Origin of the sequence: Streptomyces sp. NPDC001231 (assembly GCF_042896885.1) — a bacterium.
GTDB lineage: Bacteria > Actinomycetota > Actinomycetes > Streptomycetales > Streptomycetaceae > Streptomyces.
The window spans coordinates 180,217-205,076 of the sequence record NZ_JBIAXS010000011.1 but is presented as its reverse complement, the minus strand read 5'-3'; the positions used below and the strand labels follow the sequence as shown (position 1 = coordinate 205,076).

The 24,860-nt window shown below is 67.8% G+C and carries 17 protein-coding genes and 1 tRNA gene; 1 reads left to right on the top strand and 17 read right to left on the bottom strand.

Features of this window, described 5'->3' with window-relative positions; genetic code table 11:
* Positions 1 to 86: 86 nt before the first annotated feature.
* The 17 genes from ACFY3J_RS16185 to ACFY3J_RS16105 form a co-directional block, all read right to left on the bottom strand.
* Complete coding sequence (locus ACFY3J_RS16185) at positions 87 to 3,161, bottom strand: glycosyl hydrolase 115 family protein (protein WP_390841074.1); 3,075 nt, start codon at positions 3,159 to 3,161, stop codon at positions 87 to 89.
* Between the two features lie 189 nt (positions 3,162 to 3,350).
* Positions 3,351 to 4,262, bottom strand: coding sequence for a hypothetical protein (locus ACFY3J_RS16180; protein ID WP_384176333.1), 912 nt, complete (start codon positions 4,260 to 4,262; stop codon positions 3,351 to 3,353).
* 223 nt (positions 4,263 to 4,485) lie between these two features.
* Complete coding sequence (gene tuf / locus ACFY3J_RS16175) at positions 4,486 to 5,679, bottom strand: elongation factor Tu (RefSeq protein ID WP_384175936.1); 1,194 nt, start codon at positions 5,677 to 5,679, stop codon at positions 4,486 to 4,488.
* Between the two features lie 173 nt (positions 5,680 to 5,852).
* Positions 5,853 to 7,979, bottom strand: coding sequence for an elongation factor G (gene fusA / locus ACFY3J_RS16170; protein WP_384175938.1), 2,127 nt, complete (start codon positions 7,977 to 7,979; stop codon positions 5,853 to 5,855).
* A 39-nt stretch (positions 7,980 to 8,018) separates the two neighbouring features.
* Positions 8,019 to 8,489: a 30S ribosomal protein S7 gene (gene rpsG / locus ACFY3J_RS16165; RefSeq protein ID WP_003992340.1), complete on the bottom strand. Its 471-nt coding sequence runs from the start codon at positions 8,487 to 8,489 to the stop codon at positions 8,019 to 8,021.
* Positions 8,490 to 8,491: 2 nt separating this feature from the next.
* A complete protein-coding gene (gene rpsL / locus ACFY3J_RS16160) occupies positions 8,492 to 8,863 on the bottom strand; it encodes a 30S ribosomal protein S12 (protein WP_003948652.1) in 372 nt (123 codons plus the stop codon).
* 334 nt (positions 8,864 to 9,197) lie between these two features.
* Positions 9,198 to 9,734 carry a DUF1707 and DUF4190 domain-containing protein gene (locus ACFY3J_RS16155; RefSeq protein WP_384176335.1) on the bottom strand — a complete coding sequence of 179 codons (537 nt, stop codon included), beginning with the start codon at positions 9,732 to 9,734 and terminating at the stop codon, positions 9,198 to 9,200.
* A 136-nt stretch (positions 9,735 to 9,870) separates the two neighbouring features.
* The gene (locus tag ACFY3J_RS16150) at positions 9,871 to 13,770 is read right to left on the bottom strand and encodes a DNA-directed RNA polymerase subunit beta' (RefSeq protein ID WP_384175940.1); all 3,900 of its coding nucleotides are present in this window, start codon (positions 13,768 to 13,770) and stop codon (positions 9,871 to 9,873) included.
* 96 nt (positions 13,771 to 13,866) lie between these two features.
* A complete protein-coding gene (gene rpoB / locus ACFY3J_RS16145; protein WP_384175942.1) occupies positions 13,867 to 17,352 on the bottom strand; it encodes a DNA-directed RNA polymerase subunit beta in 3,486 nt (1,161 codons plus the stop codon).
* 611 nt (positions 17,353 to 17,963) lie between these two features.
* Positions 17,964 to 18,347: a 50S ribosomal protein L7/L12 gene (gene rplL / locus ACFY3J_RS16140; protein WP_141359391.1), complete on the bottom strand. Its 384-nt coding sequence runs from the start codon at positions 18,345 to 18,347 to the stop codon at positions 17,964 to 17,966.
* A gap of 117 nt (positions 18,348 to 18,464) precedes the next feature.
* Complete coding sequence (rplJ, locus tag ACFY3J_RS16135) at positions 18,465 to 18,995, bottom strand: 50S ribosomal protein L10 (RefSeq protein ID WP_100569727.1); 531 nt, start codon at positions 18,993 to 18,995, stop codon at positions 18,465 to 18,467.
* Positions 18,996 to 19,289: 294 nt separating this feature from the next.
* A complete protein-coding gene (locus ACFY3J_RS16130) occupies positions 19,290 to 20,213 on the bottom strand; it encodes a hypothetical protein (RefSeq protein ID WP_384175944.1) in 924 nt (307 codons plus the stop codon).
* A gap of 218 nt (positions 20,214 to 20,431) precedes the next feature.
* Positions 20,432 to 21,157, bottom strand: coding sequence for a 50S ribosomal protein L1 (gene rplA / locus ACFY3J_RS16125; protein WP_384175946.1), 726 nt, complete (start codon positions 21,155 to 21,157; stop codon positions 20,432 to 20,434).
* A 95-nt stretch (positions 21,158 to 21,252) separates the two neighbouring features.
* The gene (rplK, locus tag ACFY3J_RS16120) at positions 21,253 to 21,687 is read right to left on the bottom strand and encodes a 50S ribosomal protein L11 (protein WP_030380877.1); all 435 of its coding nucleotides are present in this window, start codon (positions 21,685 to 21,687) and stop codon (positions 21,253 to 21,255) included.
* Positions 21,688 to 21,866: 179 nt separating this feature from the next.
* A complete protein-coding gene (gene nusG / locus ACFY3J_RS16115; RefSeq protein WP_225078007.1) occupies positions 21,867 to 22,685 on the bottom strand; it encodes a transcription termination/antitermination protein NusG in 819 nt (272 codons plus the stop codon).
* Between the two features lie 81 nt (positions 22,686 to 22,766).
* Complete coding sequence (gene secE, locus ACFY3J_RS16110; RefSeq protein WP_141359395.1) at positions 22,767 to 23,051, bottom strand: preprotein translocase subunit SecE; 285 nt, start codon at positions 23,049 to 23,051, stop codon at positions 22,767 to 22,769.
* 107 nt (positions 23,052 to 23,158) lie between these two features.
* A tRNA-Trp gene (locus ACFY3J_RS16105) sits at positions 23,159 to 23,231 on the bottom strand.
* A gap of 261 nt (positions 23,232 to 23,492) precedes the next feature.
* Between ACFY3J_RS16105 and ACFY3J_RS16100 the strand changes: the two genes are divergently transcribed.
* Entirely contained in the window at positions 23,493 to 24,719 is a 1,227-nt protein-coding gene (locus ACFY3J_RS16100; protein ID WP_384175950.1) for a pyridoxal phosphate-dependent aminotransferase, read from the top strand.
* Positions 24,720 to 24,860 lie beyond the last annotated feature (141 nt).

Sequence of the window (24,860 nt, the reverse complement as noted above, 5' to 3'; positions counted from 1 at the left end):
GAGCTTACCGACCGGTCGATGCTCCCCTCGGCCGGTGCCGGGCGGTTGCCCCGGCACCGGCCGAGGGGAGGGGGCGACGAGCCGCCCTACACCCGCCGGCTCTCCAGTGGGCCGAGGTAGGTGTCCGGCAGGCCACCCGTGTCGATCAGCAGGCGTTGCAGGACCATCGTCGGGTCGATCGTCCAGAACTTCAGGCGATGCGTTCCGGCGCGGGTGATCGTGTGCCTGGTCGCGGTGCGGTTGACGTTGTCGGACGTGTTGCGGGCCCACGCCATGTTCATCGTGCCGTCGTCCGCACCCGTGGCCGCGTTGATGTCCACCGTCTGCGGCACCGCGTCGTCGAAGGAGATGCCGTAACGCAGGCCGCCGGTCGGAAGGGCCGGGTTCCTCGGGGACACCTCCGCCCACACCGTCACCTCGCCCCCGGAGAGGAGGGTCACCTCGTACTCCAGGCGCGGGGAGTTCGGGGCGCCGGGGGTGCGGCGCGGGGCCGTCACCGGCCAGGGGGTCATGCCCGAGGTGGTGCGGCCGACGCCGTCCAGGCGGCGCCACTCCCCCACCACGCGGTCGTGGTGCTCCGCGTCGATCGCCACATAGCCGCCCGCCTCCACGAAGCCCCGCACCAGACGGGGCGAGGTGTTCTCCGCCGTGCAGGCGACCGTCACCGTCGTGCCCGCGCCCGAGATCGTCAGCTTCGCCTCCGCCCGGCCGCTCGCCACCCGGCGCCAGTCCACCCGTACCTCGACCCGCGCCTGCTGCTCCACCCGGCCCCGGGCACGGTCCACCAGCAGCCACGGGGCCGAGGACTGGATCCGGTACTCGAAGGGCGTGCGGCCGCGGTTGAAGAGCTCCACGTACTGCTGCGGGCGGGTCTGGTACGGGCTGAAGGAAGGCAGCCGGGCCGCGGTCGTCGCCCCTCCCGGCCACCAGCTCCCCGCGTCCTCCGCTCCGTCCACCGAGACACCCAGTCCGGCGGCGCGCGGCACCTCGATCCGCCGGACCGCGGGGAAGAGGACGTCCGGGATCGCCACGTTGTCGATCTCGGGCTGCTGCCAGCCCGCGTTGGGGCCGTAGCGTTCCACGTCCCCGTAGTCGATGTGCGGCTGGGTCTGGAAGCCCTTCCACTTGCCGCCGGCCACCTCGTGGTTGAAGCGGTCGGCGAGGGCGAAGTCCCGCTCCAGACCCGCTTCCGCCTGCGCCGCCAGGTCGTTGGTCGCCGCCCGGCCCTGCCTGGCGTAGAGGAGGTTCGTGAACTCGGCCTGCCGCAGACCGTAGAGGTTCGCGGTCGCCTCCACCTCGTAGCCGACCAGTTCGAACCAGGCGTCCCGGCTCCGCGCGGGCAGCTTGCGGGCGACGCGGTCGGCCTTGCGGGCCAGGGCCTTCCACTCGTCGGTGACCCGCTCCAGCTCGCGGTGGGCGAAGTAGTACGGGGTCTGCTGGTCGTCGTAGACGACCTCGCCGTCCCGGAGGGTGATCCGGCGGTTGAGCAGCTCGGGCTTGCGGCGGGCCTGGAGCCGGCCGTACTCCGCCAGGACCTCCGCGATCGACCCGGAGTCCGCCTCGCCGAAGTTCTGGGCGGCGTAGCGGCGTTCCCACTCCGCCAGCCGCTCCTGCGGCCAGTTGTCCGGGTTCCAGGCGTAGTCGAGGAAGAACTCCGTGGGCAGTTCGTTGCCCTTCAGGTCGCCTACGTTGGTGACCCACAGACCGTGGTTGCCGTAGGCGTGGGCCTGGTGGAGCTGGTCCCAGAGGTTGGTGAGGTTCGCCGTGTCGACCCACTTGTAGTTGCGGCCGGCACCGACGTAGTCGAAGTGGTAGTAGAGGCCGTATCCGCCGGCGCGGGCGCCCTCCGCGGGGTCGGGGTGCTTGCGGATGTTGCCCCAGTTGTCGTCGGTGAGGACGACCGTGACGTCGTCCGGGGCGCGCAGGCCGCGGTCCCAGTAGCGCTGCACCTCCTTGTAGAGGGTCCACACCTGCGGGGTCTCGGCGGCCGGCCGGCCGGTGATCTCCTCGATGATGCGGCGCTGCTCGGCGATGATCTCCTGCATCAGCTCGATGCCGTCGCCGTCGGGCAGGCTGGTGTCGCCGTTGCCGCGCATTCCCAGGGTGACGACGCCCTCGAAGCCCTCGTCCACCATGCGCTGGATGCCGTCCCGCCAGTACGCCTTGATCGCCTCGGCGTTGCGGACGTAAGACCACTGGCCGTTGCCGCCGTAGGGGTCCTTGCCCGCGCTCGCGTGGCGGTTCCACTCCTCGATGCCGCGCATCATGGGCGCCTCGTGGGAGGTGCCCATGACGATGCCGTACTCCGACGCCCGCTTGTGGTTCTCCGGGTCGTCCTCCGCGAAGGCGCGCCCCCACACCGCCGGCCAGACGTAGTTGCCCTTCAGACGGAGCAGCAGCTCGAAGACCTTGGCGTAGAAGTCGGCGTTGAAGCCGCCGGGCTGCCCCGGGGCCTTGCCCGGACCGAAGTACGCGGGGGCCCAGGTGCCCAGGGCCGGGTTCTCGTCGTTGATGAAAACGCCGCGGTACTTCACCACCGGGGTGCCCTGCGTGTGGCGGCCCGGCAGGATCCAGACGCGGTTCCGGCGCACCGGGGGCACGTCGTCCCACCAGTACCAGGGCGAGACCCCGATGCCGTACGAGACGTCGTACGCCCCGAAGATTGTGCCGCGCGGGTCGCTGCCCGCGATGACGAGCGCACGGTCGACGCCAGGCATCGGATGGTCGACGACCGCCTGGAGCGAGGTCTCCCAGCGGCCGCGCACCCCGGTGACGTCCAGCTTCCCCGACTTCACCAGGCCGTCGATCAGCGGGCTGCGGCCGATCGTCCCCACCAGCACGGCGTTGCGGGCGATGGTGTGGCCGGGTCGTACGCCCGTGACCCGCTGGATGTCGTCGCGCAGGTCCCCCGCCGCCCGGACGACTCCGGGATGGTCGTCGGCGCTGACCACGATCGGGGCGCCCACCAGGGAGAACGAGCCCGGCCTCGGCTCATGGGGCGCGAAGGAGACGTACGCCCCCGGATCCGTCACCCGCGGACCGCCGCCCTCGCCCCCGGCCGCCCACGCGGAACCCGACGCGCCCAAAGCACCCGACGACAGCACCGGCACCGCGGCGAGGCTCGCGCCCAGGACGGCTCTCCGGCTGACGTGCGCAGACATGGCACACCCCTCACACCTGAATTTGGTCAGTGGCATGACAAATGCTGGAGGAGTGGTCTGCGGGGAACCAGGGGTCGTGCACGCCGAATAGTTTCGTAACAGCCGGGAACGCGAAAGGGCCCGTACGACGGGCGTCGTACGGGCCCTCGGCGGTCTACCCCGGGGCGCGCGGCGGCAGTTCGGCCGGGCTCAGGCCTCGGAATCGCAGTCGCCCGACACGAACAGCTCGGCCGTCGACGTCGCCGTGATCGCCCGCGCGAACCAGATGCTCAGCGTGTCCAGGTCCGCGCAGCCGACGATCCGCTCCCGATCCTGCTCCGAGATCTCCACCCCCCGGCGCTCCAGAAGAAGCAGTACGTCTTCGGCGCGCCCCTCGACTCGCCCCTCGGCTCGCCCCTCGGCGCGAAGGTTCTGAGCGGTCTGGGACTGGAAAAAGGAGAGATCGGCGGCCATGAGATGCCTCCAGAGATCTGCGGCCGGCGTCTTGCCGAGGCCTTGTTCGGTGAGCTCGATGAGGATGCCTGCGGTGTTCTCGTCGTCGGTCAGCAGGTCTTTCAGTGCCGTGGCCAGCGCCTTCAGTATGACATCGGCGTCAGGATCGCGACGGTGCAGCGCCGCGGACAGGACAGTCAAGGAGACGTCGCGGGCCGCTTCCTCGGCGCTGTCGATCACGGGCAGACTGTCCGGGCCGAGGACCAGGGGGCGGAGAGTCAGAGAGGGCCACTGTGGCGGGCCGATGTCGACCTGCTGCGTCGCCCAGGCGGCGGTGCTCCGGTCCGGGCAGACGACGAGGAGGACTGGCGGAATTCGGTACTTGGCGTACAAGTGGGAGAGGTAGTACGCCCAGCTGGCCGGTTTGTCCGGGTCGCGCCTGCCCTGGGACTCGACCGCGAGGACGAAGCTGCCGTCGTGAGCCGTGTCCATCCGCAGCAAGGTGTCCACTCTCCGCTCCACCGGGCGGTTCTCGGTGAGGTCGGTCGGAAGCGGCGACGCCGTGACTGGGGTGTCGAAGAGGACGCCCAGACCTTTGACGGCGCGGGCGAAGAGGCCGGGGTCTTCCTGGAAGATTCGGTGCAGGGCCTCATGGGATGAGCTGACCATGTGCCGAAGGTAGGACGGGGCAGCCGGGCCCGGATGAGCATATGCCGCTGATTCATGCCATCGAGTGGTGCCCCATGGCACGGATTGACGCAGGGGCTGGAGTTGGGCGGTGCGGAAAGGGGCGGGACACGCGAAAGGGCCCGTACGACAGGAGTCGTACGGGCCCTTGTGGTGCTCGCGATGGAGCTACCAGGTCGGGAGACCCTTCAGCAAGCCGGTGAGCTTACTTGACGATCTTGGTGACCTGGCCGGCGCCCACGGTACGGCCACCCTCACGGATGGCGAACTTCAGGCCCTCTTCCATGGCGACGGGCTGGATGAGCTCCACCTTCATCTCGGTGTTGTCACCCGGCATGACCATCTCGGTGCCCTCGGGGAGGGTCACCACGCCGGTCACGTCCGTCGTGCGGAAGTAGAACTGCGGACGGTAGTTGTTGAAGAACGGCGTGTGGCGGCCACCCTCGTCCTTGGAGAGGATGTAGGCCTGGGCCTGGAACTCGGTGTGCGGGGTGACCGAGCCCGGCTTGATGATGACCTGGCCGCGCTCGACGTCCTCGCGCTTGATGCCGCGGAGCAGCAGACCGACGTTCTCACCGGCCTGGCCCTCGTCGAGCAGCTTGCGGAACATCTCGATGCCGGTGACCGTGGTGGTGGTCTTCTCCTGCTTGATGCCGATGATGTCGACGGTCTCGTTGACCTTGAGGACACCACGCTCGATGCGGCCGGTGACGACCGTACCGCGACCGGTGATGGTGAAGACGTCCTCGATCGGCATCAGGAACGGCTTGTCGACGTCGCGCTCCGGCTCCGGGATGGCGGTGTCGACGGCGCTCATGAGGTCCAGGACGGACTGGACCCACTTCTCGTCGCCCTCAAGCGCCTTCAGCGCGGAGACACGGACGACCGGGAGGTCGTCGCCCGGGAACTCGTACTCGGAGAGGAGCTCGCGGACCTCGAGCTCGACGAGCTCCATGATCTCTTCGTCGTCCACCATGTCGGACTTGTTCAGAGCGACGACGATGTACGGCACGCCGACCTGGCGGGCCAGGAGCACGTGCTCCTTGGTCTGCGGCATCGGGCCGTCGGTCGCGGCGACCACCAGGATCGCGCCGTCCATCTGCGCGGCACCGGTGATCATGTTCTTGATGTAGTCCGCGTGACCGGGGCAGTCGACGTGGGCGTAGTGACGCGCCTCGGTCTGGTACTCGACGTGCGAGATGGAGATCGTGATACCACGCTGGCGCTCTTCGGGCGCCTTGTCGATGTTGTCGAACGGGGTGGCCTCGTTCAGCTCCGGGTACGCGTCGTGCAGCACCTTGGTAATGGCGGCCGTGAGGGTCGTCTTACCGTGGTCGATGTGACCGATGGTGCCGATGTTGACGTGCGGCTTAGTCCGCTCGAACTTCGCCTTCGCCACTGGGTTCCTCCTGTGGAGTGGTTCTGTACGCCTTACTCATCGGCGCCAGGTGATCTTTGCTGGATGGCCCGGATCTCCGGGGCATTCCTCCGGGTGTACGGCTGATCGCCGCGAATCCGTGGAATGCCCCGAGAGGCTCCGGAGTCAAGACTAAAGGCTGGAACTCGGGTGAGTTACTCGCCCTTGGCCTTCGCGATGATCTCCTCGGCGACGTTCCGCGGAACCTCGGCGTAGGAGTCGAACTGCATCGAGTAGCTTGCGCGACCCGACGTCTTGCTGCGGAGGTCGCCGACGTAGCCGAACATCTCCGAAAGGGGCACGAGGCCCTTCACGACACGGGCACCCGCCCGCTCCTCCATGGCCTGGATCTGGCCACGGCGGGAGTTGATGTCGCCGATGACCTCGCCCATGTAGTCCTCGGGCGTGGTGACCTCGACGGCCATCATCGGCTCGAGCAGCACGGGGCTGGCCTTGCGCGCGGCCTCCTTGAAGGCCTGCGAACCGGCGATCTTGAACGCGAGCTCGGAGGAGTCGACCTCGTGGTAGCCACCGTCGAGAAGCGTGACGCGGACGCCCGTCATCTCGTAGCCGGCCAGGATGCCGAACTGCATCGCTTCCTGGGCGCCGGCGTCGACCGAGGGGATGTACTCCTTCGGAACGCGACCACCGGTGACCTTGTTCACGAACTCGTACGAGGCGTCGCCGCCCTCGATCGGCTCGATCGCGATCTGCACCTTGGCGAACTGGCCGGTACCACCAGTCTGCTTCTTGTGCGTGTAGTCGACCCGCTCGACGGCCTTGCGGATCGTCTCGCGGTACGCGACCTGCGGCTTGCCGACGTTGGCCTCGACCTTGAACTCACGGCGCATGCGGTCGACCAGCACCTCGAGGTGCAGCTCGCCCATACCGCCGATGATGGTCTGGCCGGTCTCCTCGTCCGAGTGGACCTGGAAGGACGGGTCCTCCTCGGCCAGGCGCTGGATCGCGACGCCCAGCTTCTCCTGGTCGCCCTTCGACTTGGGCTCGATGGCGACCTGGATGACCGGCGCCGGGAAGTCCATGGACTCCAGGATGACCGGGGCCTTGTCGTCGCTCAGCGTCTCACCGGTGGTGGTCTGCTTCAGACCCATGACGGCGACGATGTCGCCGGCGCCCACCGACGGGATCTCCTCACGCTTGTTGGCGTGCATGCGGTAGATCTTGCCGATGCGCTCCTTCTTGCCCTTGACGGAGTTCAGCACCTGCGTGCCGGACTCCAGGCGGCCCGAGTAGACCCGGACGAAGGTGAGCTTGCCGAGGTGCGGGTCGCTCATGATCTTGAACGCGAGCGCGGCCAGCGGCTCGTCCTCGGACGGCTTGCGCTTGATGACCTCTTCCGCGTTGCCCACGGCGTGGCCCTCGATGGCCTCGACGTCGAGCGGCGTGGGGAGGTAGCGCACGACCGCGTCGAGCAGGGGCTGAACGCCCTTGTTCTTGAACGCGGTGCCACAGAACACCGGGGTGATCGTGGTCTCGGTGGCCTTGCCGGACGCGATGGTGATACGACGGATCGCGGCGTGCAGCTGCTCCTCGGTGGGCTCGTTGCCCTCCAGGTACAGCTCCATGATCTCTTCGTCGTTCTCCGCGACGGCCTCGACCAGCTTGCCGTGCCACTCCTCGGCGGCCTCGGTGTGCGTGGCGGGGATGTCGACGACGTCGTACATCTCGCCCTTCGCGGCCTCGGCGGACCACACGAGCGCCTTCATGCGGACCAGGTCCACAACGCCCTTGAAGTCGGCCTCGGCACCGATCGGCAGCTGCATGACCAGCGGCTGCGCGCCCAGGCGGTCCTTGATCATGTCGACGCAGCGGTGGAACTCGGCGCCGGTGCGGTCGAGCTTGTTCACGAAGCAGATGCGCGGAACGCCGTAGCGGTCCGCCTGACGCCACACCGTCTCGGACTGGGGCTCGACACCGGCGACGCCGTCGAACACCGTCACGGCACCGTCGAGTACGCGCAGGGAGCGCTCCACCTCGACGGTGAAGTCGACGTGACCCGGCGTGTCGATGATGTTGATCGTGTGGTCGACGTTGTCCAGCGGCCAGTGACAGGTGGTGGCAGCAGAGGTGATCGTGATGCCACGCTCCTGCTCCTGCTCCATCCAGTCCATCGTGGCGGAACCCTCGTGGGTCTCACCGATCTTGTAGGACACACCGGTGTAGAACAGGATCCGCTCGGTGGTGGTCGTCTTGCCCGCGTCGATGTGGGCCATGATCCCGATGTTGCGGACATGGGCCAGGTCAAGTGAAGTGGTAGCCATAAGGCTTCAGTCTTCTCTCGGTTCTCGATGGGGTAGCGACTACCAGCGGTAGTGCGCGAAGGCCTTGTTGGACTCGGCCATCTTGTGCGTGTCCTCGCGCTTCTTCACAGCGGCACCGAGGCCGTTGGAGGCGTCGAGGAGCTCGTTGAGCAGACGCTCGGTCATGGTCTTCTCGCGACGGGCGCGGGAGTAACCGACCAGCCAGCGCAGCGCCAGGGTGTTGGCGCGGCCGGGCTTGACCTCGATCGGCACCTGGTAGGTGGCGCCACCGACACGGCGGGACTTGACCTCGAGGGTCGGCTTGATGTTCTCGAGAGCGCGCTTCAGCGTGATGATCGGGTCGTTGCCGGTCTTCTCGCGCAGGCCCTCCATGGCGCCGTAGACGATGCGCTCGGCGGTGGAGCGCTTGCCGTTCAGCAGCACCTTGTTGATCAGGGAGGTCACCAGAGGAGAGCCGTAGACCGGGTCGATGATGACCGGGCGCTTCGGGGCGGGGCCCTTACGAGGCATTCTTACTTCTCCTTCTTGGCGCCGTAACGGCTGCGAGCCTGCTTGCGGTTCTTGACACCCTGGGTGTCGAGCGAACCGCGGATGATCTTGTAGCGAACACCCGGCAGGTCCTTCACACGGCCGCCGCGCACGAGCACGATGGAGTGCTCCTGCAGGTTGTGTCCCTCACCCGGAATGTAAGCCGTGACCTCGATGCCGCTGGTCAGGCGCACACGCGCGACCTTACGGAGGGCCGAGTTCGGCTTCTTCGGAGTGGTCGTGAACACACGCGTGCAGACGCCGCGGCGCTGGGGCGAACCCTCGAGTGCGGGCGTCTTGTTCTTTTCGACCTTGTCCTGCCGGCCCTTGCGGACCAGCTGCTGGATCGTAGGCACTACTTCTCCGGTTTCTGTGTGCCGATGGGTACAGCTAACCTGGAACTTCGCCGACCCACGCGGTCGGGTGTGTCGAATCCCGCTGACTCCCACCGCAAGGCAGAAAGAGGCGCAGATCACGGTGGCCGTTCAGCAGCTCCCGGTGCGGTTTGAAGGCACGCACGAAAGCCAGGGCACACCCCAGGCACAAGGTCTGAGCGTACCTACCTCATTCGCTGTGGTCAAAACAAATGGGCCCCGCCCGCCGCATCCCGCGGGACTTGTCAAGCCCGGGCTCCGCGGGCGATCTTCGAATCCATGGAATGTGATCTTCGGACACCGGAATCCGCCCACGTCATACCGACCCCGCGATCCCGGCCACGATGAGCACGGTCAGGAACACCGCCCAGCCCGCGACGGACAGCCAGCCCAGGACCAGCCCGGCCAGCGCGAGGCCGTCACCGACCTCCCCGTTGCGGCGCATCTCCGCGCGGGCGGCGTGTCCCAGGACCACCGCGGGCAGGCCCGTCAGACCGGCCGTCATCAGCGTGAGCACACCGCAGACCAGGGAACCGACCGCCTTGCCGTTGGTGGGTGGCGGGACCGCCGCCGGCAGGAACGTGGACGGCACGACCGGAGCCGGCGCCGAGGTGAGCGGCACCGGGCCCTGTGGCAGGTCCGCCACCAGCAGCGCCAGCTCCCCGACCGTACGGGCCTGGTACGCCCGTGCGACGCGCTGGTCGAGTTCCCGCTCGTCCAGGCGGCCCTCGCTGAAGCCCGCCCTGAGCACGTCCACGGCCCGTTCGCGGTCGGCGTGGGACGCGAGCATCGAGGGGCTGCCCTGGCCCTGCCACGGCTGCGGAACCCCCTGCCCCCGCTGCCAGGGCTGCATGGGCTGCCACGACGGGTGTGACGGCTGATACGACACTGGGACCTCCCCCGGACCACGTGTGTCTCTCCATGATGCGCCAAGGGCGGCCATCCCGTTACGGGATGGCCGCCCTTCAGCGCGTCAAGCAGCCGCTCGCCTACTGGTTGTACGGACCGTAGTCGTAGTCCTCCAGCGGAACGGCCTGGCCGGAGCCGGCGCCGAACGGCGAGTAGTCGATGTCGTCGTAGCCCACGGCCGAGTACATCGCGGCCTTGGCCTCCTCGGTCGGCTCGACCCGGATGTTGCGGTAACGGGACAGGCCCGTACCGGCCGGGATGAGCTTACCGATGATGACGTTCTCCTTGAGGCCGATCAGGGAGTCGGACTTGGCGTTGATCGCCGCGTCCGTCAGGACCCTGGTCGTCTCCTGGAAGGACGCCGCCGACAGCCAGGACTCGGTCGCCAGCGAGGCCTTGGTGATACCCATGAGCTGCGGACGACCGGAGGCCGGGTGACCGCCCTCCTGGACCACACGACGGTTCTCGTGCTCGAACTTCGAGCGCTCGACCAGCTCGCCGGGCAGCAGCTCGGCGTCGCCGGACTCGATGATCGTCACCCGGCGCAGCATCTGCCGGATGATGATCTCGATGTGCTTGTCGTGGATCGACACACCCTGCGAGTTGTAGACCTTCTGGACCTCGCCGACCAGGTGGACCTGCACGGCCCGCTGGCCCAGGATGCGCAGCACGTCGTGCGGGTTGGTGGCACCCACGGTGAGCTTCTGGCCCACCTCGACGTGGTCGCCCTCGCCGACCAGCAGACGGGCACGCTTCGAGATCGGGAAGCTCGTCTCGTCGCTGCCGTCGTCCGGGGTGATGACGATCTTCTTGGTCTTCTCGGTCTCCTCGATCCGGACACGTCCGGCCGCCTCGGAGATCGGGGCGACACCCTTCGGCGTACGGGCCTCGAAGAGCTCGACGACACGCGGCAGACCCTGGGTGATGTCGTCACCGGCCACACCACCGGTGTGGAAGGTACGCATCGTCAGCTGGGTGCCGGGCTCACCGATGGACTGGGCGGCGATGATGCCGACCGCCTCACCGATGTCGACCAGCTTGCCGGTGGCGAGCGAACGGCCGTAGCACATGGCGCAGGTGCCCACCGCGGACTCGCAGGTCAGGACCGAGCGGGTCTTGACCTCGGAGACGCCGCGGGAGACGAGCTCCTCGATGAGCACGTCGCCCAGGTCGGTGCCGGCCGGGGCCAGCACCTGTCCGTCGACCACGATGTCCTCAGCGAGGCAGCGTGCGTACACGGACGTCTCGACGTTGTCCGCCTTGCGCAGCACGCCGTCCGCACCGCGCTCCGCGATGTGCAGCTTGAGACCGCGGTCGGTGCCGCAGTCCTCCTCGCGGATGATGACGTCCTGGGAGACGTCGACCAGACGACGGGTGAGGTAACCGGAGTCGGCGGTACGCAGGGCGGTGTCGGCCAGACCCTTACGGGCACCGTGCGTGGAGATGAAGTACTCCAGCACGGACAGACCCTCACGGAACGACGCCTTGATGGGCCGCGGGATGGTCTCGTTCTTGGCGTTCGACACCAGACCGCGCATACCGGCGATCTGACGCATCTGCATCATGTTTCCTCGGGCGCCCGAGGAAACCATCATGAAGATCGGGTTGGTCTTCGGGAAGTTGTCGTTCATCGCCTCGGCGACCTCGTTGGTCGCCTTGGTCCAGATCGCGATGAGCTCCTGGGTGCGCTCGTCCTTGGTGATCAGACCGCGCTCGTACTGCTTCTGGACCTTCTCGTCCTGCGCCTCGTAGCCCTTGACGATCTCCTTCTTCGCCTCGGGGACGACGACGTCGGAGATGGCGACGGTGACGCCGGAGCGGGTGGCCCAGTAGAAGCCGGACGACTTCAGGTTGTCGAGCGTGGCCGCCACGATGACCTTCGGGTAGCGCTCGGCGAGGTCGTTGACGATCTCGGAGAGCTGCTTCTTGCCCACCTCGAAGTCGACGAACGGGTAGTCCTCGGGCAGCAGCTCGTTGAAGAGCGCGCGGCCCAGGGTCGTCTTCAGGCGGAAGGAGTCACCCTGCTGCCACTCCGGCTCGCCCTCCTCGCGGGCCGGCGGGGTCCAGCCGCGCGGCGGGATGGTGCCCACCGGGAAGCGGACGTCCACCCGCGACTGGAGCGAGAGCTCGCCGGCGTCGAACGCCATGATCGCCTCGGCGACCGACGCGAAGGAACGGTCCTCGCCCTTGGCCGCGCGGCCCTCGGCGTCGGTGGTGAGGAAGTACAGACCGAGGACCATGTCCTGGGTCGGCATCGTCACCGGACGGCCGTCGGCCGGCTTGAGGATGTTGTTCGAGGACAGCATCAGGATGCGGGCCTCGGCCTGCGCCTCCGCGGACAGCGGCAGGTGCACGGCCATCTGGTCACCGTCGAAGTCCGCGTTGAACGCGGTGCACACGAGCGGGTGAATCTGAATGGCCTTGCCCTCGACCAGCTGCGGCTCGAAGGCCTGGATGCCGAGGCGGTGCAGGGTGGGCGCACGGTTCAGCAGAACCGGGTGCTCCGCGATGACCTCTTCCAGCACGTCGTACACGACCGTGCGGCCGCGCTCGACCATGCGCTTGGCCGACTTGATGTTCTGCGCGTGGTTCAGGTCGACCAGGCGCTTCATCACGAACGGCTTGAACAGCTCCAGCGCCATCGCCTTCGGCAGACCGCACTGGTGCAGCTTCAGCTGCGGACCGACGACGATCACGGAACGGGCCGAGTAGTCGACGCGCTTGCCGAGCAGGTTCTGACGGAAGCGGCCCTGCTTGCCCTTGAGCATGTCGGACAGCGACTTCAGCGGACGGTTGCCGGGGCCCGTGACCGGGCGGCCGCGGCGGCCGTTGTCGAAGAGCGCGTCGACGGCCTCCTGGAGCATGCGCTTCTCGTTGTTCACGATGATCTCGGGCGCGCCGAGGTCGAGAAGCCGCTTCAGGCGGTTGTTGCGGTTGATGACACGGCGGTACAGGTCGTTCAGGTCGGAGGTCGCGAAGCGGCCACCGTCCAGCTGCACCATCGGACGCAGGTCCGGCGGGATGACCGGCACGCAGTCCAGGACCATGCCCTTGGGGCTGTTGGACGTCTGCAGGAACGCGGAGACGACCTTCAGCCGCTTGAGGGCGCGGGTCTTCTTCTGGCCCTTGCCGGTGCGGATGATCTCGCGGAGCTTCTCGGCCTCCTCCTCGAGGTCGAAGGACTCCAGGCGCTTCTGCAGCGCCGCGGCACCCATCGAGCCGTCGAAGTACGTGCCGAACCGGTCGCGCAGCTCGCGGTAGAGCAACTCGTCGCCCTCGAGGTCCTGGACCTTGAGGTTCTTGAACCGGGTCCACACCTCGTCGAGGCGGTCGATCTCGCGCTGCGCGCGGTCGCGCAGCTGCTTCATCTCACGCTCGGCACCCTCGCGCACCTTGCGGCGCACGTCGGCCTTGGCACCCTCGGCCTCCAGCTCGGCGAGGTCCGCCTCGAGCTTCTTGGCGCGGGCCTCCAGGTCGGCGTCGCGGCGCTGCTCGATCTGCTGGCGCTCGACGGAGACGTGGGCCTCCAGCGACGGCAGGTCGCGGGTGCGGCGCTCGTCGTCGACGTACGTGATCATGTACGCCGCGAAGTAGATGACCTTCTCCAGGTCCTTCGGGGCCAGGTCGAGCAGGTAGCCCAGACGCGACGGGACGCCCTTGAAGTACCAGATGTGGGTGACGGGCGCGGCCAGTTCGATGTGGCCCATCCGCTCACGGCGCACCTTGGCACGGGTGACCTCGACGCCGCAGCGCTCGCAGATGATGCCCTTGAAGCGGACACGCTTGTACTTGCCGCAGTAGCACTCCCAGTCCCGGGTGGGACCGAAGATCTTCTCGCAGAAGAGCCCGTCCTTTTCCGGCTTGAGGGTGCGGTAGTTGATGGTCTCGGGCTTCTTGACCTCGCCGTGGCTCCACTGACGGATGTCGTCAGCGGTGGCCAGGCCGATCCGGAGCTCGTCGAAGAAGTTGACGTCGAGCACTATGCGTCAATCCCTCTCAGGGTCGTAAGTCTGTGGTCTGAAACGGGGGCCTGGGGGTCGGCGGGTCTCCTGGTCAGGAGGCCCGCCGGACTCCCGTCAGACCTCTTCGACGCTGCTCGGCTCGCGCCGGGACAGGTCGATGCCGAGCTCCTCCGCAGCGCGGAAGACATCCTCGTCGGTGTCGCGCATCTCGATGGACATACCGTCGCTGGACAGCACCTCCACGTTCAGGCACAGGGACTGCATCTCCTTGATGAGCACCTTGAAGGACTCGGGGATGCCGGGCTCGGGGATGTTCTCGCCCTTGACGATGGCCTCGTAGACCTTCACGCGGCCGGTGACGTCGTCGGACTTGATGGTCAGCAGCTCCTGGAGGGCGTAGGCGGCGCCGTAGGCCTCGAGGGCCCACACCTCCATCTCGCCGAAGCGCTGGCCACCGAACTGGGCCTTACCACCCAGCGGCTGCTGGGTGATCATCGAGTACGGACCGGTCGAGCGGGCGTGCAGCTTGTCGTCGACCAGGTGGTGCAGCTTCAGGATGTACATGTAGCCGACCGAGATCGGGTCCGGGAACGGCTCACCGCTGCGGCCGTCGAACAGCTGCGCCTTGCCGGACGGGAGGACCATGCGGTCGCCGTCGCGGTTCGGGATGGTGTGCTGGAGCAGACCCGCCAGCTCGTCCTCACGGGCACCGTCGAAGACCGGGGTGGCCACGTTGGTGCCGGGGGCGACCTGGTCGGCGCCGATGGCCTGGAGGCGCTCGGCCCACTCGTCCGCGAGGCCGGAGACGTCCCAGCCGCGGCTGGCGAGCCAGCCGAGGTGGATCTCCAGGACCTGTCCCGGGTTCATTCGGGACGGCACACCCAGCGGGTTGAGGATGATGTCGACCGGGGTGCCGTCCTCCAGGAACGGCATGTCCTCGATCGGCAGGATCTTGGAGATGACGCCCTTGTTGCCGTGGCGGCCGGCGAGCTTGTCACCGTCGGTGATCTTGCGCTTCTGCGCGACGTAGACGCGGACCAGCTGGTTCACGCCCGGCGGCAGCTCGTCGCCCTCCTCGCGGTCGAAGACGCGCACGCCGATGACCTTGCCGGTCTCGCCGTGCGGCACCTTCAGCGAGGTGTCACGGACCTCACGCGCCTTCTCACCGAAGATCGCGCGCAGCAGGCGCTCCTCGGGGGTCAGCTCGGTCTCGCCCTTCGGGGTCACCTTGCCGACGAGGATGTCGCCGGCGATGACCTCGGCGCCGATGCGGATGATGCCGCGCTCGTCGAGGTCGGCGAGGACCTCCTCGGAGACGTTCGGGATGTCCCGGGTGATCTCCTCGGGGCCGAGCTTGGTGTCACGGGCGTCGACCTCGTGCTCCTCGATGTGGATCGAGGAGAGGACGTCGTCCTGGACGAGGCGCTGCGACAGGATGATCGCGTCCTCGTAGTTGTGACCCTCCCACGGCATGAACGCGACCAGCAGGTTCTTGCCGAGCGCCATCTCGCCGTTCTGGGTGGCCGGGCCGTCGGCCAGGACCTGGCCCTCGACGACGCGGTCGCCCTCGTTGACGATGACCTTCTGGTTGACCGAGGTGCCCTGGTTGGAGCGGGCGAACTTGGCCAGGCGGTACGTGATGTACGTGCCGTCGTCGTTGGTCGTGGTGATGTAGTCGGCGGAGATCTCCTGGACCACACCGGCCTTCTCGGCCTTGACGACGTCGCCGGCGTCGACGGCGGAGCGGTACTCCATGCCGGTGCCGACGAGCGGGGCCTCCGACTTGATGAGCGGAACGGCCTGGCGCATCATGTTCGCGCCCATGAGGGCACGGTTGGCGTCGTCGTGCTCGAGGAACGGGATCATGGCGGTCGCGACCGACACCATCTGGCGCGGCGAGACGTCCATGTAGTCGACGTCCTCGGGGCTGACGTAGTCGACCTCGCCGCCACGGCGGCGGACCAGCACGCGGGCCTCGGCGAAGCGCAGGTCGTCACCCAGGGTGGCGTTGGCCTGCGCGATGACGAAGCGGTCCTCCTCGTCGGCGGTCAGGTAGTCGACCTCGTCGGTGACCTGGCCGTCGTTGACCTTGCGGTACGGGGTCTCGACGAACCCGAACGCGTTGACCCGGCCGTAGGAGGCGAGCGAGCCGATCAGACCGATGTTCGGGCCTTCCGGCGTCTCGATCGGGCACATGCGGCCGTAGTGCGAGGGGTGCACGTCACGGACCTCGAAGCCGGCCCGCTCACGGGAGAGACCACCCGGGCCAAGGGCCGACAGGCGGCGCTTGTGGGTGAGACCCGACAGCGGGTTGTTCTGGTCCATGAACTGCGACAGCTGGCTGGTGCCGAAGAACTCCTTGATGGAGGCGACGACCGGCCGGATGTTGATCAGGGTCTGCGGCGTGATCGCCTCGACGTCCTGCGTGGTCATGCGCTCGCGGACGACGCGCTCCATACGGGCCAGACCGGTGCGGACCTGGTTCTGGATGAGCTCGCCCACGCTGCGCAGACGGCGGTTGCCGAAGTGGTCGATGTCGTCGGTCTCGACGACGATCGTCTGACCGCTGTCGCCGACCGTCTCGATCTCGCCCGCGTGCAGCTTCACCAGGTACTTGATCGTCGAGATGACGTCCTCGACGGTCAGGACGCCGGCGTCCAGCGGAGCGTCCGCACCCAGCTTCTTGTTGACCTTGTAGCGGCCGACCTTGGCGAGGTCGTAGCGCTTGGGGTTGAAGTACAGGTTCTCGAGCAGCGTCTGCGCGGCCTCACGCGTGGGGGGCTCGCCCGGGCGCAGCTTGCGGTAGATGTCCAGCAGCGCGTCGTCCTGGCCCTGGGTGTGGTCCTTCTCCAGGGTGGCGCGCATCGACTCGTACTCGCCGAACTCCTCGAGGATCTGCTCGTTGGTCCAGCCGAGCGCCTTCAGCAGGACGGTGACCGACTGCTTGCGCTTGCGGTCGATGCGGACACCGACCATGTCGCGCTTGTCGATCTCCATCTCCAGCCAGGCACCCCGGGAGGGGATGATCTTGGCGGAGAAGATGTCCTTGTCGGACGTCTTGTCGATGGAGGAGTCGAAGTAGACACCGGGGGAACGGACCAGCTGGGACACCACGACACGCTCGGTGCCGTTGATGACGAAAGTGCCCTTGTTCGTCATGAGCGGGAAGTCGCCCATGAAGACGGTCTGGGACTTGATCTCGCCGGTCTCGTTGTTGGTGAACTCGGCCGTGACGAAGAGCGGGGCCGCGTACGTGAAGTCGCGCTCCTTGCACTCGTCGATCGAGTTCTTGGGCGGCTCGAAGCGGTGGTCGCGGAACGTCAGCGACATCGACCCGGAGAAGTCCTCGATCGGGGAGATCTCCTCGAAGATCTCCTCGAGGCCGGACTTGGTGGGGACGTCCTGACCGGACTCCAGAGCGTCCTCGACGCGAGCCTTCCACGCGTCGTTGCCGAGCAGCCAGTCGAAGCTCTCGGTTTGCAGCGCGAGAAGGTTCGGAACCTCGAGGGGCTCCTTGATCTTTGCAAAGGAGATGCGCAGCGGGGCGGTGCTGGCGCCGTTGTTCGTATTCGCGGTCGAGGCGTTGCGCGAGGCGGCCAAGAGGGGGTCCTTCCGAGGGCTCGGACTCACTACGCGCGTACCGGCCCCCCGCCGCCGCTTGAGGACAGGTCGTCCTGATCGGGCCGAAAGGCCAGGTCAAGGATGATCTGGTCGTCGTTGCTGAGGCGAGGGCATGCCCCTGGTGACGGGCAGGGGACAGCTAACAGGCAGCGCAAAGGGTCAGTGTAGCCACATGGCACACTGATGTCCAGTGCGGGTTTTTTGAGACCCTCGTAGTTGTCAACGTCTGCGGCCTACCTGCCCTCAACGCACCCTGATACTGCCCTCTTCGTCGCCGATCCATGCCTCGGATTCGGATCCTTGTTGGCGACGCGTCCTGAGAATTGCGCGCTGCGTGCGGTTCGTCAAGGCCTCCCATGGCCAAACCGGATGCTGCCATCGTCACTTGCAGCCCGCCGCCGGGAGCTCTGGAGGCACGACGAAGATCACCATACCCCTCCCTGCCGCGGGCGCAAGGCAGCCGGCACCGGCCCCCTCGAACGCCGAAGAGCGACCACCCGGATGGATGATCGCTCCTCGGTGCGTTCGCGTTACAGCCCCAGGAGGGCCGTGTTCAGCGCGCGGGAGTCCTTCGCGGACCCGTGGAGGTCTTACTTGACCTCGACGGAGGCGCCGGCGCCCTTGAGGGCCTCGGCGGCCTTGTCCGCGGCCTCCTTGTTGACCTTCTCGAGGACGGGCTTCGGCGCACCGTCGACCAGGTCCTTGGCCTCCTTCAGGCCCAGGGAGGTCAGCTCGCGCACGACCTTGATGACCTGGATCTTCTTGTCGCCGGCGCCGGCGAGGATGACGTCGAACTCGTCCTTCTCCTCAGCGGCCTCGGCAACCGGGGCGCCCGGGCCGGCCATCATGACCGGGGCGGCCGCGGCGGCGGTGACGTCGAACTTCTCCTCGAACGCCTTCACGAACTCGGAGAGCTCGATGAGGGTCATCTCCTCGAACTGCGCGAGCAGGTCTTCCTGGCTGAGCTTCGCCATGATGGCGGTCCTTCCACTCAAATCGGCGGGTGCCGGATGTACTGGGTAAGGCGGGCGTACGTCGGCCCGCTGCGACCCTTGCCGCGTCAGGCGGCTCGGATCAGAAAGCGAGCCGAGTTACTCGGCACCGCCCTGCTCGTCCTGCTTGGCGCGCAGCGCGTCCACGGTGCGGACGAGCTTCGACGGCAGCGCCTGGAAGACGGAGGCAGCCTGGGACTGCTTCCCCTTGAAGGCACCGGCCAGCTTGGAGAGCAGAACCTCGCGGGACTCGAGGTCCGCGAGCTTCTTGATCTCGTCGGCGGACAGCGCCTTGCCGTCAAGGACACCGCCCTTGATGACGAGATTCGGGTTGTCCTTGGCGAAGTCACGGAGACCCTTCGCCGACTCCACCGGGTCACCGGTGACGAAGGCGACGGCCGTCGGACCAGCGAAGAGCTGGTCGTCCAGCGTGATCCCGGCCTCGTTGGCCGCAATCTTGGTCAGCGTGTTCTTCACCACGGCGTACTGGGCGTTCTCACCGAGCGACCGGCGCAGCGTCTTGAGCTGCGCCACGGTGAGACCGCGGTACTCGGTCAGCACGGCGGCGTTGGAGCTGCGGAACTTGTCCGTCAGCTCCGCAACCGCGGCAGCCTTGTCGGGCCTCGCCATAGAGCCTCGGCCTCCTTCCGGGTGATTCGGACCGCGCGGACCCGAAGGAGGACTGGGGAAAACGAAACGCCCCGGCGCAGGCGCACGGGGCGGACTCGACCGGGTGCACACACGGGGATCGACGTGTGCTCCGGGAGTTCTTCCACAGTCACCTGCGCGGGTCGTCCGCAGTTCAGCGGATCCTTCGGCCACCGCACCCTCGTACGAGTGCACGGCAACGACCAGCGGTCTTTGGCTTCTGTGGGAGCGTACGGGAAGGGGTCACCGCAAAGCAAATCGCCTCGGGAGCGCGGCTCAGGAGCCGATGCCGGTGCCGCCCGCGGTGGCGCCCTGGGACTTCATCAGGTCCTTGAAGTCCATGGTGTCGCCGGCCGGGGGCGCCTGGACGGAGGTCTTCACGCCGTAGTCGCTGTAGTAGGCGGTGTTGGTCATGGTGCCGGTCGCCATGTCCGCCTTCTCGACCTTCTTGACCAGGAGGTTCCGGTCGTTGACCCAGATGTCGATCGCCTCCGTGGTGACGCCCGCCTCGCTGAGCTGCTTCTTCAGCTCGTCCATCTGGCGCTTGGGCAGGTTCGAGGTCTTGTCGGCGAAGTCGGCGACGTTCACCGTGCCCGCGTAGTGCGTGGTGTGCTCGCCGCGCACCGTCGCCTCGCCGACCTTCCGGACGTCGCCGGAGGCCAGCAGCAGCTTCACCGACTGGTTCGGCGTGGCGTTCTTCAGCTGCTCCTGCATGTACTCGCCGGAGCCGCCGACGAGGTCCCCGAGGTCCTCGTAGCGGTACGCGATCCAGTGCTTGCCGCCCGTCTGCCGCGCATAGGCGTCGCTCATGTGGGCGTAGTAGGCGTCGGGCAGGTACCGCGCCTCCATCGTCGTCGCCCCGATCCGGCGCATCGTCTCGGCGACCGTGCCGCCGGTGTAGGTGAGCTTGAGCGTGCCGGTCAGGCCGTCAGCCCAGTCGAGGGTGCCGTCGCCCTTCATCGACATCAGCGTGCCGATGCTGGTCGTCATCGACACCCTGGCGGAGTCGGCCTCGGCTGTGGAGGTGTCGGCGGAGCGCAGGGCCGCGACGGGACTCACGTGCGCGAGCCCCCGGCCGGCCGCGTCGTCGCCCTTGTCCGAGCCGCCGGAGGAACCGGAGGAGCCGCAGGCGACCACTGCGGTCAGCGAGGTCAGCGCCACGACGGAGAGCGTGATACGGCGCGCGGTCGTGCTCTTCATTCGTCCCACCCCTATGCGGTTGCTGTGATCTTCACGCTAACGCAGGCCTGTGACAGGCGTACGGGAGTCGCACAGACGTCGCGCACGGACGTACGGAAGACGTCGTACAGGAGTCCCACAGAAAAGGGACGAGCCCCGCACCCGAAAAGGTTGCGGGACTCGTCCCTCAGCTGTGCGAGCCGTGTGGCTCAGACCGGCCCAGACCGGCCCAGACCGGCTCAGACCGCGGCCGGGTCCTCCTCGACGAGGAGGTTGCGGGTGCGGTTCGGGTCGACCGGGATGCCGGGGCCCATCGTGGTGGTGATGGCGGCCTTCTTGATGTAGCGACCCTTGGCGGCGGACGGCTTCAGACGGAGGATCTCCTCCAGCGCCGCGCCGTAGTTCTCCACCAGCTTGGTGTCGTCGAACGACGTCTTGCCGATGATGAAGTGCAGGTTCGAGTGCTTGTCGACGCGGAACTCGATCTTGCCGCCCTTGATGTCGGTGACGGCCTTGGTCACGTCGGGGGTGACGGTGCCGGTCTTCGGGTTCGGCATCAGACCACGCGGGCCGAGGACGCGGCCGAGGCGGCCGACCTTGCCCATGAGGTCCGGGGTGGCGACGACGGCGTCGAAGTCCAGACGGCCCTTCGACACCTCGTCGATCAGCTCGTCCGCGCCGACGATGTCGGCGCCGGCGGCACGTGCGGCCTCGGCACGGTCACCGGTCGCGAAGACCAGGACCCGGGCGGTCTTACCGGTGCCGTGCGGAAGGTTCACGGTGCCACGGACCATCTGGTCGGCCTTGCGCGGGTCGACACCCAGACGGAAGGCGACCTCGACGGTGCCGTCGAACTTGGTCGTGGAGGTCTCCTTGGCGAGACGGACGGCCTCGAGCGGGGCGTACTGCTTGTCCCGGTCGATCTTGGCGTCCGCAGCGCGGAGAGCCTTGCTGCGCTTGCTCACAACTGCTCCTGTGTGTTCTGAAAGGAGTCGTGGTACGGGCCGAGCCGGCCCTGCCACGTGCGGCCATCGGCCGCATGGTGCTACGAAGGTGGGGTTCAGCCCTCGACCGTGACGCCCATGGAACGCGCGGTGCCGGCGATGATCTTCGAGGCGGCGTCCAGGTCGTTGGCGTTGAGGTCGGGCAGCTTGGTCTGGGCGATCTCGCGGACCTGCGCCTGGGTGATCTTGGCGACCTTGGTCTTGTGCGGCTCGCCGGAGCCCTTCTCCACGCCCGCGGCCTTGAGGATCATCTTGGCGGCCGGCGGGGTCTTGGTGATGAAGGTGAAGGAACGGTCCTCGTAGACCGTGATCTCCACCGGGATGACCCAACCGCGCTGCGACTCGGTCGCGGCGTTGTAGGCCTTGCAGAACTCCATGATGTTGACGCCGTGCTGACCCAGCGCCGGGCCGACCGGCGGAGCCGGGTTGGCGGCGCCGGCCTGGATCTGGAGCTTGATGAGCCCCGTGACCTTCTTCTTCTTGGGAGGCATTGCTCTCCGGGTCCTTTCGATTCGGGTCCTGCCGGCGCTCGGGTATCACCCGGACGCAGGCATACCGCACAACGATAACGGGTATGGCTGCGCGGCTGAAAACCGGGCAGGTCAGGTGACCGCTGGAGCGATCGCCTGACCTGCGCGGAAGCGGTAGGTCCAGAAAGAACCGCGGTGAACTAGTTCTTCTGGATCTGGTCGAAGCTCAGCTCGACCGGGGTCTCGCGGCCGAAGATCTCGACGAGGCCCTTGACCTTCTTGGAGTCCGGGTTGATCTCGTTGATCGTGGCCTGGAGCGTGGCGAACGGGCCGTCGGTGACGGTGACCGAGTCGCCGACCTCGAAGTCCAGCACCTGGACCTCGACCTTGCGCTGCGGAGCCGGCTTGCCCTCGGCCTCGGCGGCCTCGCGGGCGGCCTTCTCCTCCGCCTCGGGGGCGAGCATCTTCACGATCTCGTCCAGGGACAGCGGGTACGGGTCGTAGGCGTTGCCCACGAACCCGGTGACGCCCGGGGTGTTGCGGACGACGCCCCAGGACTCGTTCGTCAGGTCCATGCGGACGAGGACGTAGCCGGGCAGCTTGTTCTGCCGGACGGTCTTGCGCTCGCCGTTCTTGATCTGGACGATCTCTTCCTCGGGCACCTCGGCCTGGTAGATGAAGTCCTCGACGTTCAGCGAGACGGCACGCTGCTCCAGGTTCGCCTTCACGCGCTTCTCGTAGCCGGCGTAGGTGTGGATGACGTACCACTCGCCGGGCAGCGTGCGCAGTTCCTCGCGGAGCTTGGTGACCGGGTCGACCTCGGCCTCCGGCTCCTCCTCCTCGGCCTCACCCCCGGGCGCCTCGTCCACGACGTGGACGGCGGCCTCCTCGGCCGGCTCGCCCGCGGCGGCCTCGGCAGCCTCGGCCTCGTCGACCTCGTCCGCACCCTCGACGATGTCGAGCTCGTCATCCACGGACTCGGTCGGCTCGATGGCGTCGTTCAGGTTCGGGTCAGACACGGTGGCTGCTTCTTCCTGGATACATAGGGGTGGAACATGCGAAAAGGGGCGCCGGTAACCGCGGCGCCCTTCGCTCTTGGCTCAGCCGAAGACGTACTTGGCCGCGTGGTTGAGCCCATAGTCAATCACGGTCACCAGGCCGATCATGATGACGACGAAGACAATCACCACGGTGGTGTACGTCGTCAGCTGATTGCGGGTCGGCCAGACGACCTTGCGGAGTTCCGCGATGATCTGACGGTAGAAGAGAGCAAGGCGCTTGAGCGGGCCCTTCTTGCCACGCTTGCCACCCTTGCGGGCCTTCTTGGATTCCGTCACCTCGTCCTGGGCATCAGGCGTGTCGAGGGAGCCCACGGCGTCCGTCATTCGTCCTCACCTGATTCCGGGTCGTGGCCGTGCCGCGCCCGGTCGAGCCGCACGGCGGTGCATTGCTGTACGTACATGCGCACACATCCTGGCGAAGGTGTGTGTAGCAGGGCCGGAGGGACTCGAACCCCCAACCGCTGGTTTTGGAGACCAGTGCTCTACCAATTGAGCTACGACCCTTTGTGTGCCCCCCAACGTACCGCATACGACCGGGTGCTCGGCGTGCACCAGGTGCGACAGCGGCTGCTGAAGGCCAACGAGGTGAGAGTGTACGTGTTCCGGCGCCGGTCGTCGAACAGAAAGTGCCCAACCGGCTCCGGTCGATGGAAGATCGCCTGGCAGGAGACCGGATCCGGACGGATGTCCGGAGGTTCCACCGGCCTTGTTCACCCTGTGAAACCCGCGTGCCCCTGGCGTTTCCGGTCTGAAACGATGGACGGTATGAGCGCTGCAACCCCTCCCACCGAGCGCCGGGTCTCCGCCCGCATCGGCGCGATCTCCGAGTCCGCCACCCTCGCCGTGGACGCCAAGGCCAAGGCCCTCAAGGCCGCCGGGCGTCCCGTGATCGGCTTCGGCGCCGGCGAGCCGGACTTCCCGACCCCGGACTACATCGTCGAGGCCGCCGTCGAGGCCTGCCGGAACCCCAAGTACCACCGCTACACGCCGGCCGGCGGTCTGCCCGAGCTGAAGGCCGCGATCGCCGCGAAGACGCTGCGCGACTCCGGCTGGGAGCCGGACGTCTCGCAGATCCTGGTCACCAACGGCGGCAAGCAGGCCATCTACGAGGCGTTCGCCGCGATCCTCGACCCGGGCGACGAGGTCATCGTGCCGGCGCCGTACTGGACGACGTACCCGGAGTCGATCCGTCTGGCCGGCGGCGTCCCGGTCGAGGTCGTCGCGGACGAGACCACCGGTTACCGCGTGTCGGTCGAGCAGCTGGAGGCCGCCCGCACGGAGAAGACCAAGGTCGTCCTCTTCGTCTCCCCGTCCAACCCGACCGGCGCGGTCTACTCCGAGGCCGAGACCGAGGCGATCGGCCGCTGGGCCCTCGAGCACGGCCTGTGGGTGCTGACCGACGAGATCTACGAGCACCTGGTCTACGGCGACGCCGTCTCGGTGTCCTTGCCGGCGCTCCTGCCCGAGCTGCGCGACAAGTGCGTCGTCGTCAACGGCGTGGCGAAGACGTACGCCATGACCGGCTGGCGCGTGGGCTGGGTCATCGGCCCGAAGGACGTGGTCAAGGCCGCGACCAACCTCCAGTCGCACGCCACGTCGAACGTGTCGAACGTCTCCCAGGCCGCGGCCCTCGCCGCCGTCTCCGGCGGCCTGGAGGCGGTCGCGAAGATGCGCGAGGCCTTCGACCGGCGGCGGAAGACCATCGTGCGGATGCTCAACGAGATCGACGGCGTGCTCTGCCCGGAGCCGGAGGGCGCGTTCTACGCCTATCCGTCGGTGAAGGCGCTGATCGGCAAGGAGATCCGCGGCAAGCGCCCGCAGAACTCGGTGGAGCTGGCCGCGCTGATCCTGGAGGAGGCCGAGGTCGCGGTCGTCCCGGGCGAGGCCTTCGGCACGCCGGGCTACCTGCGCCTGTCCTACGCCCTCGGTGACGAGGACCTGGTGGAGGGCGTGAGCCGGATCCAGAAGCTGCTGGCGGAGGCGCGGGACTGAGGTCCGCTTCCGTTTGCGGGCGCGGGGGGGGCCCCCCCCCCCCGGGGGGGGGGGGGCCCCCCCCCGGGGGGGGGCGCGCCCCCCCCCGCGGCACCCCCCCCCCCGGGCCCGCGGGCCACCCGCCCCCCCCACCGGCAGCGC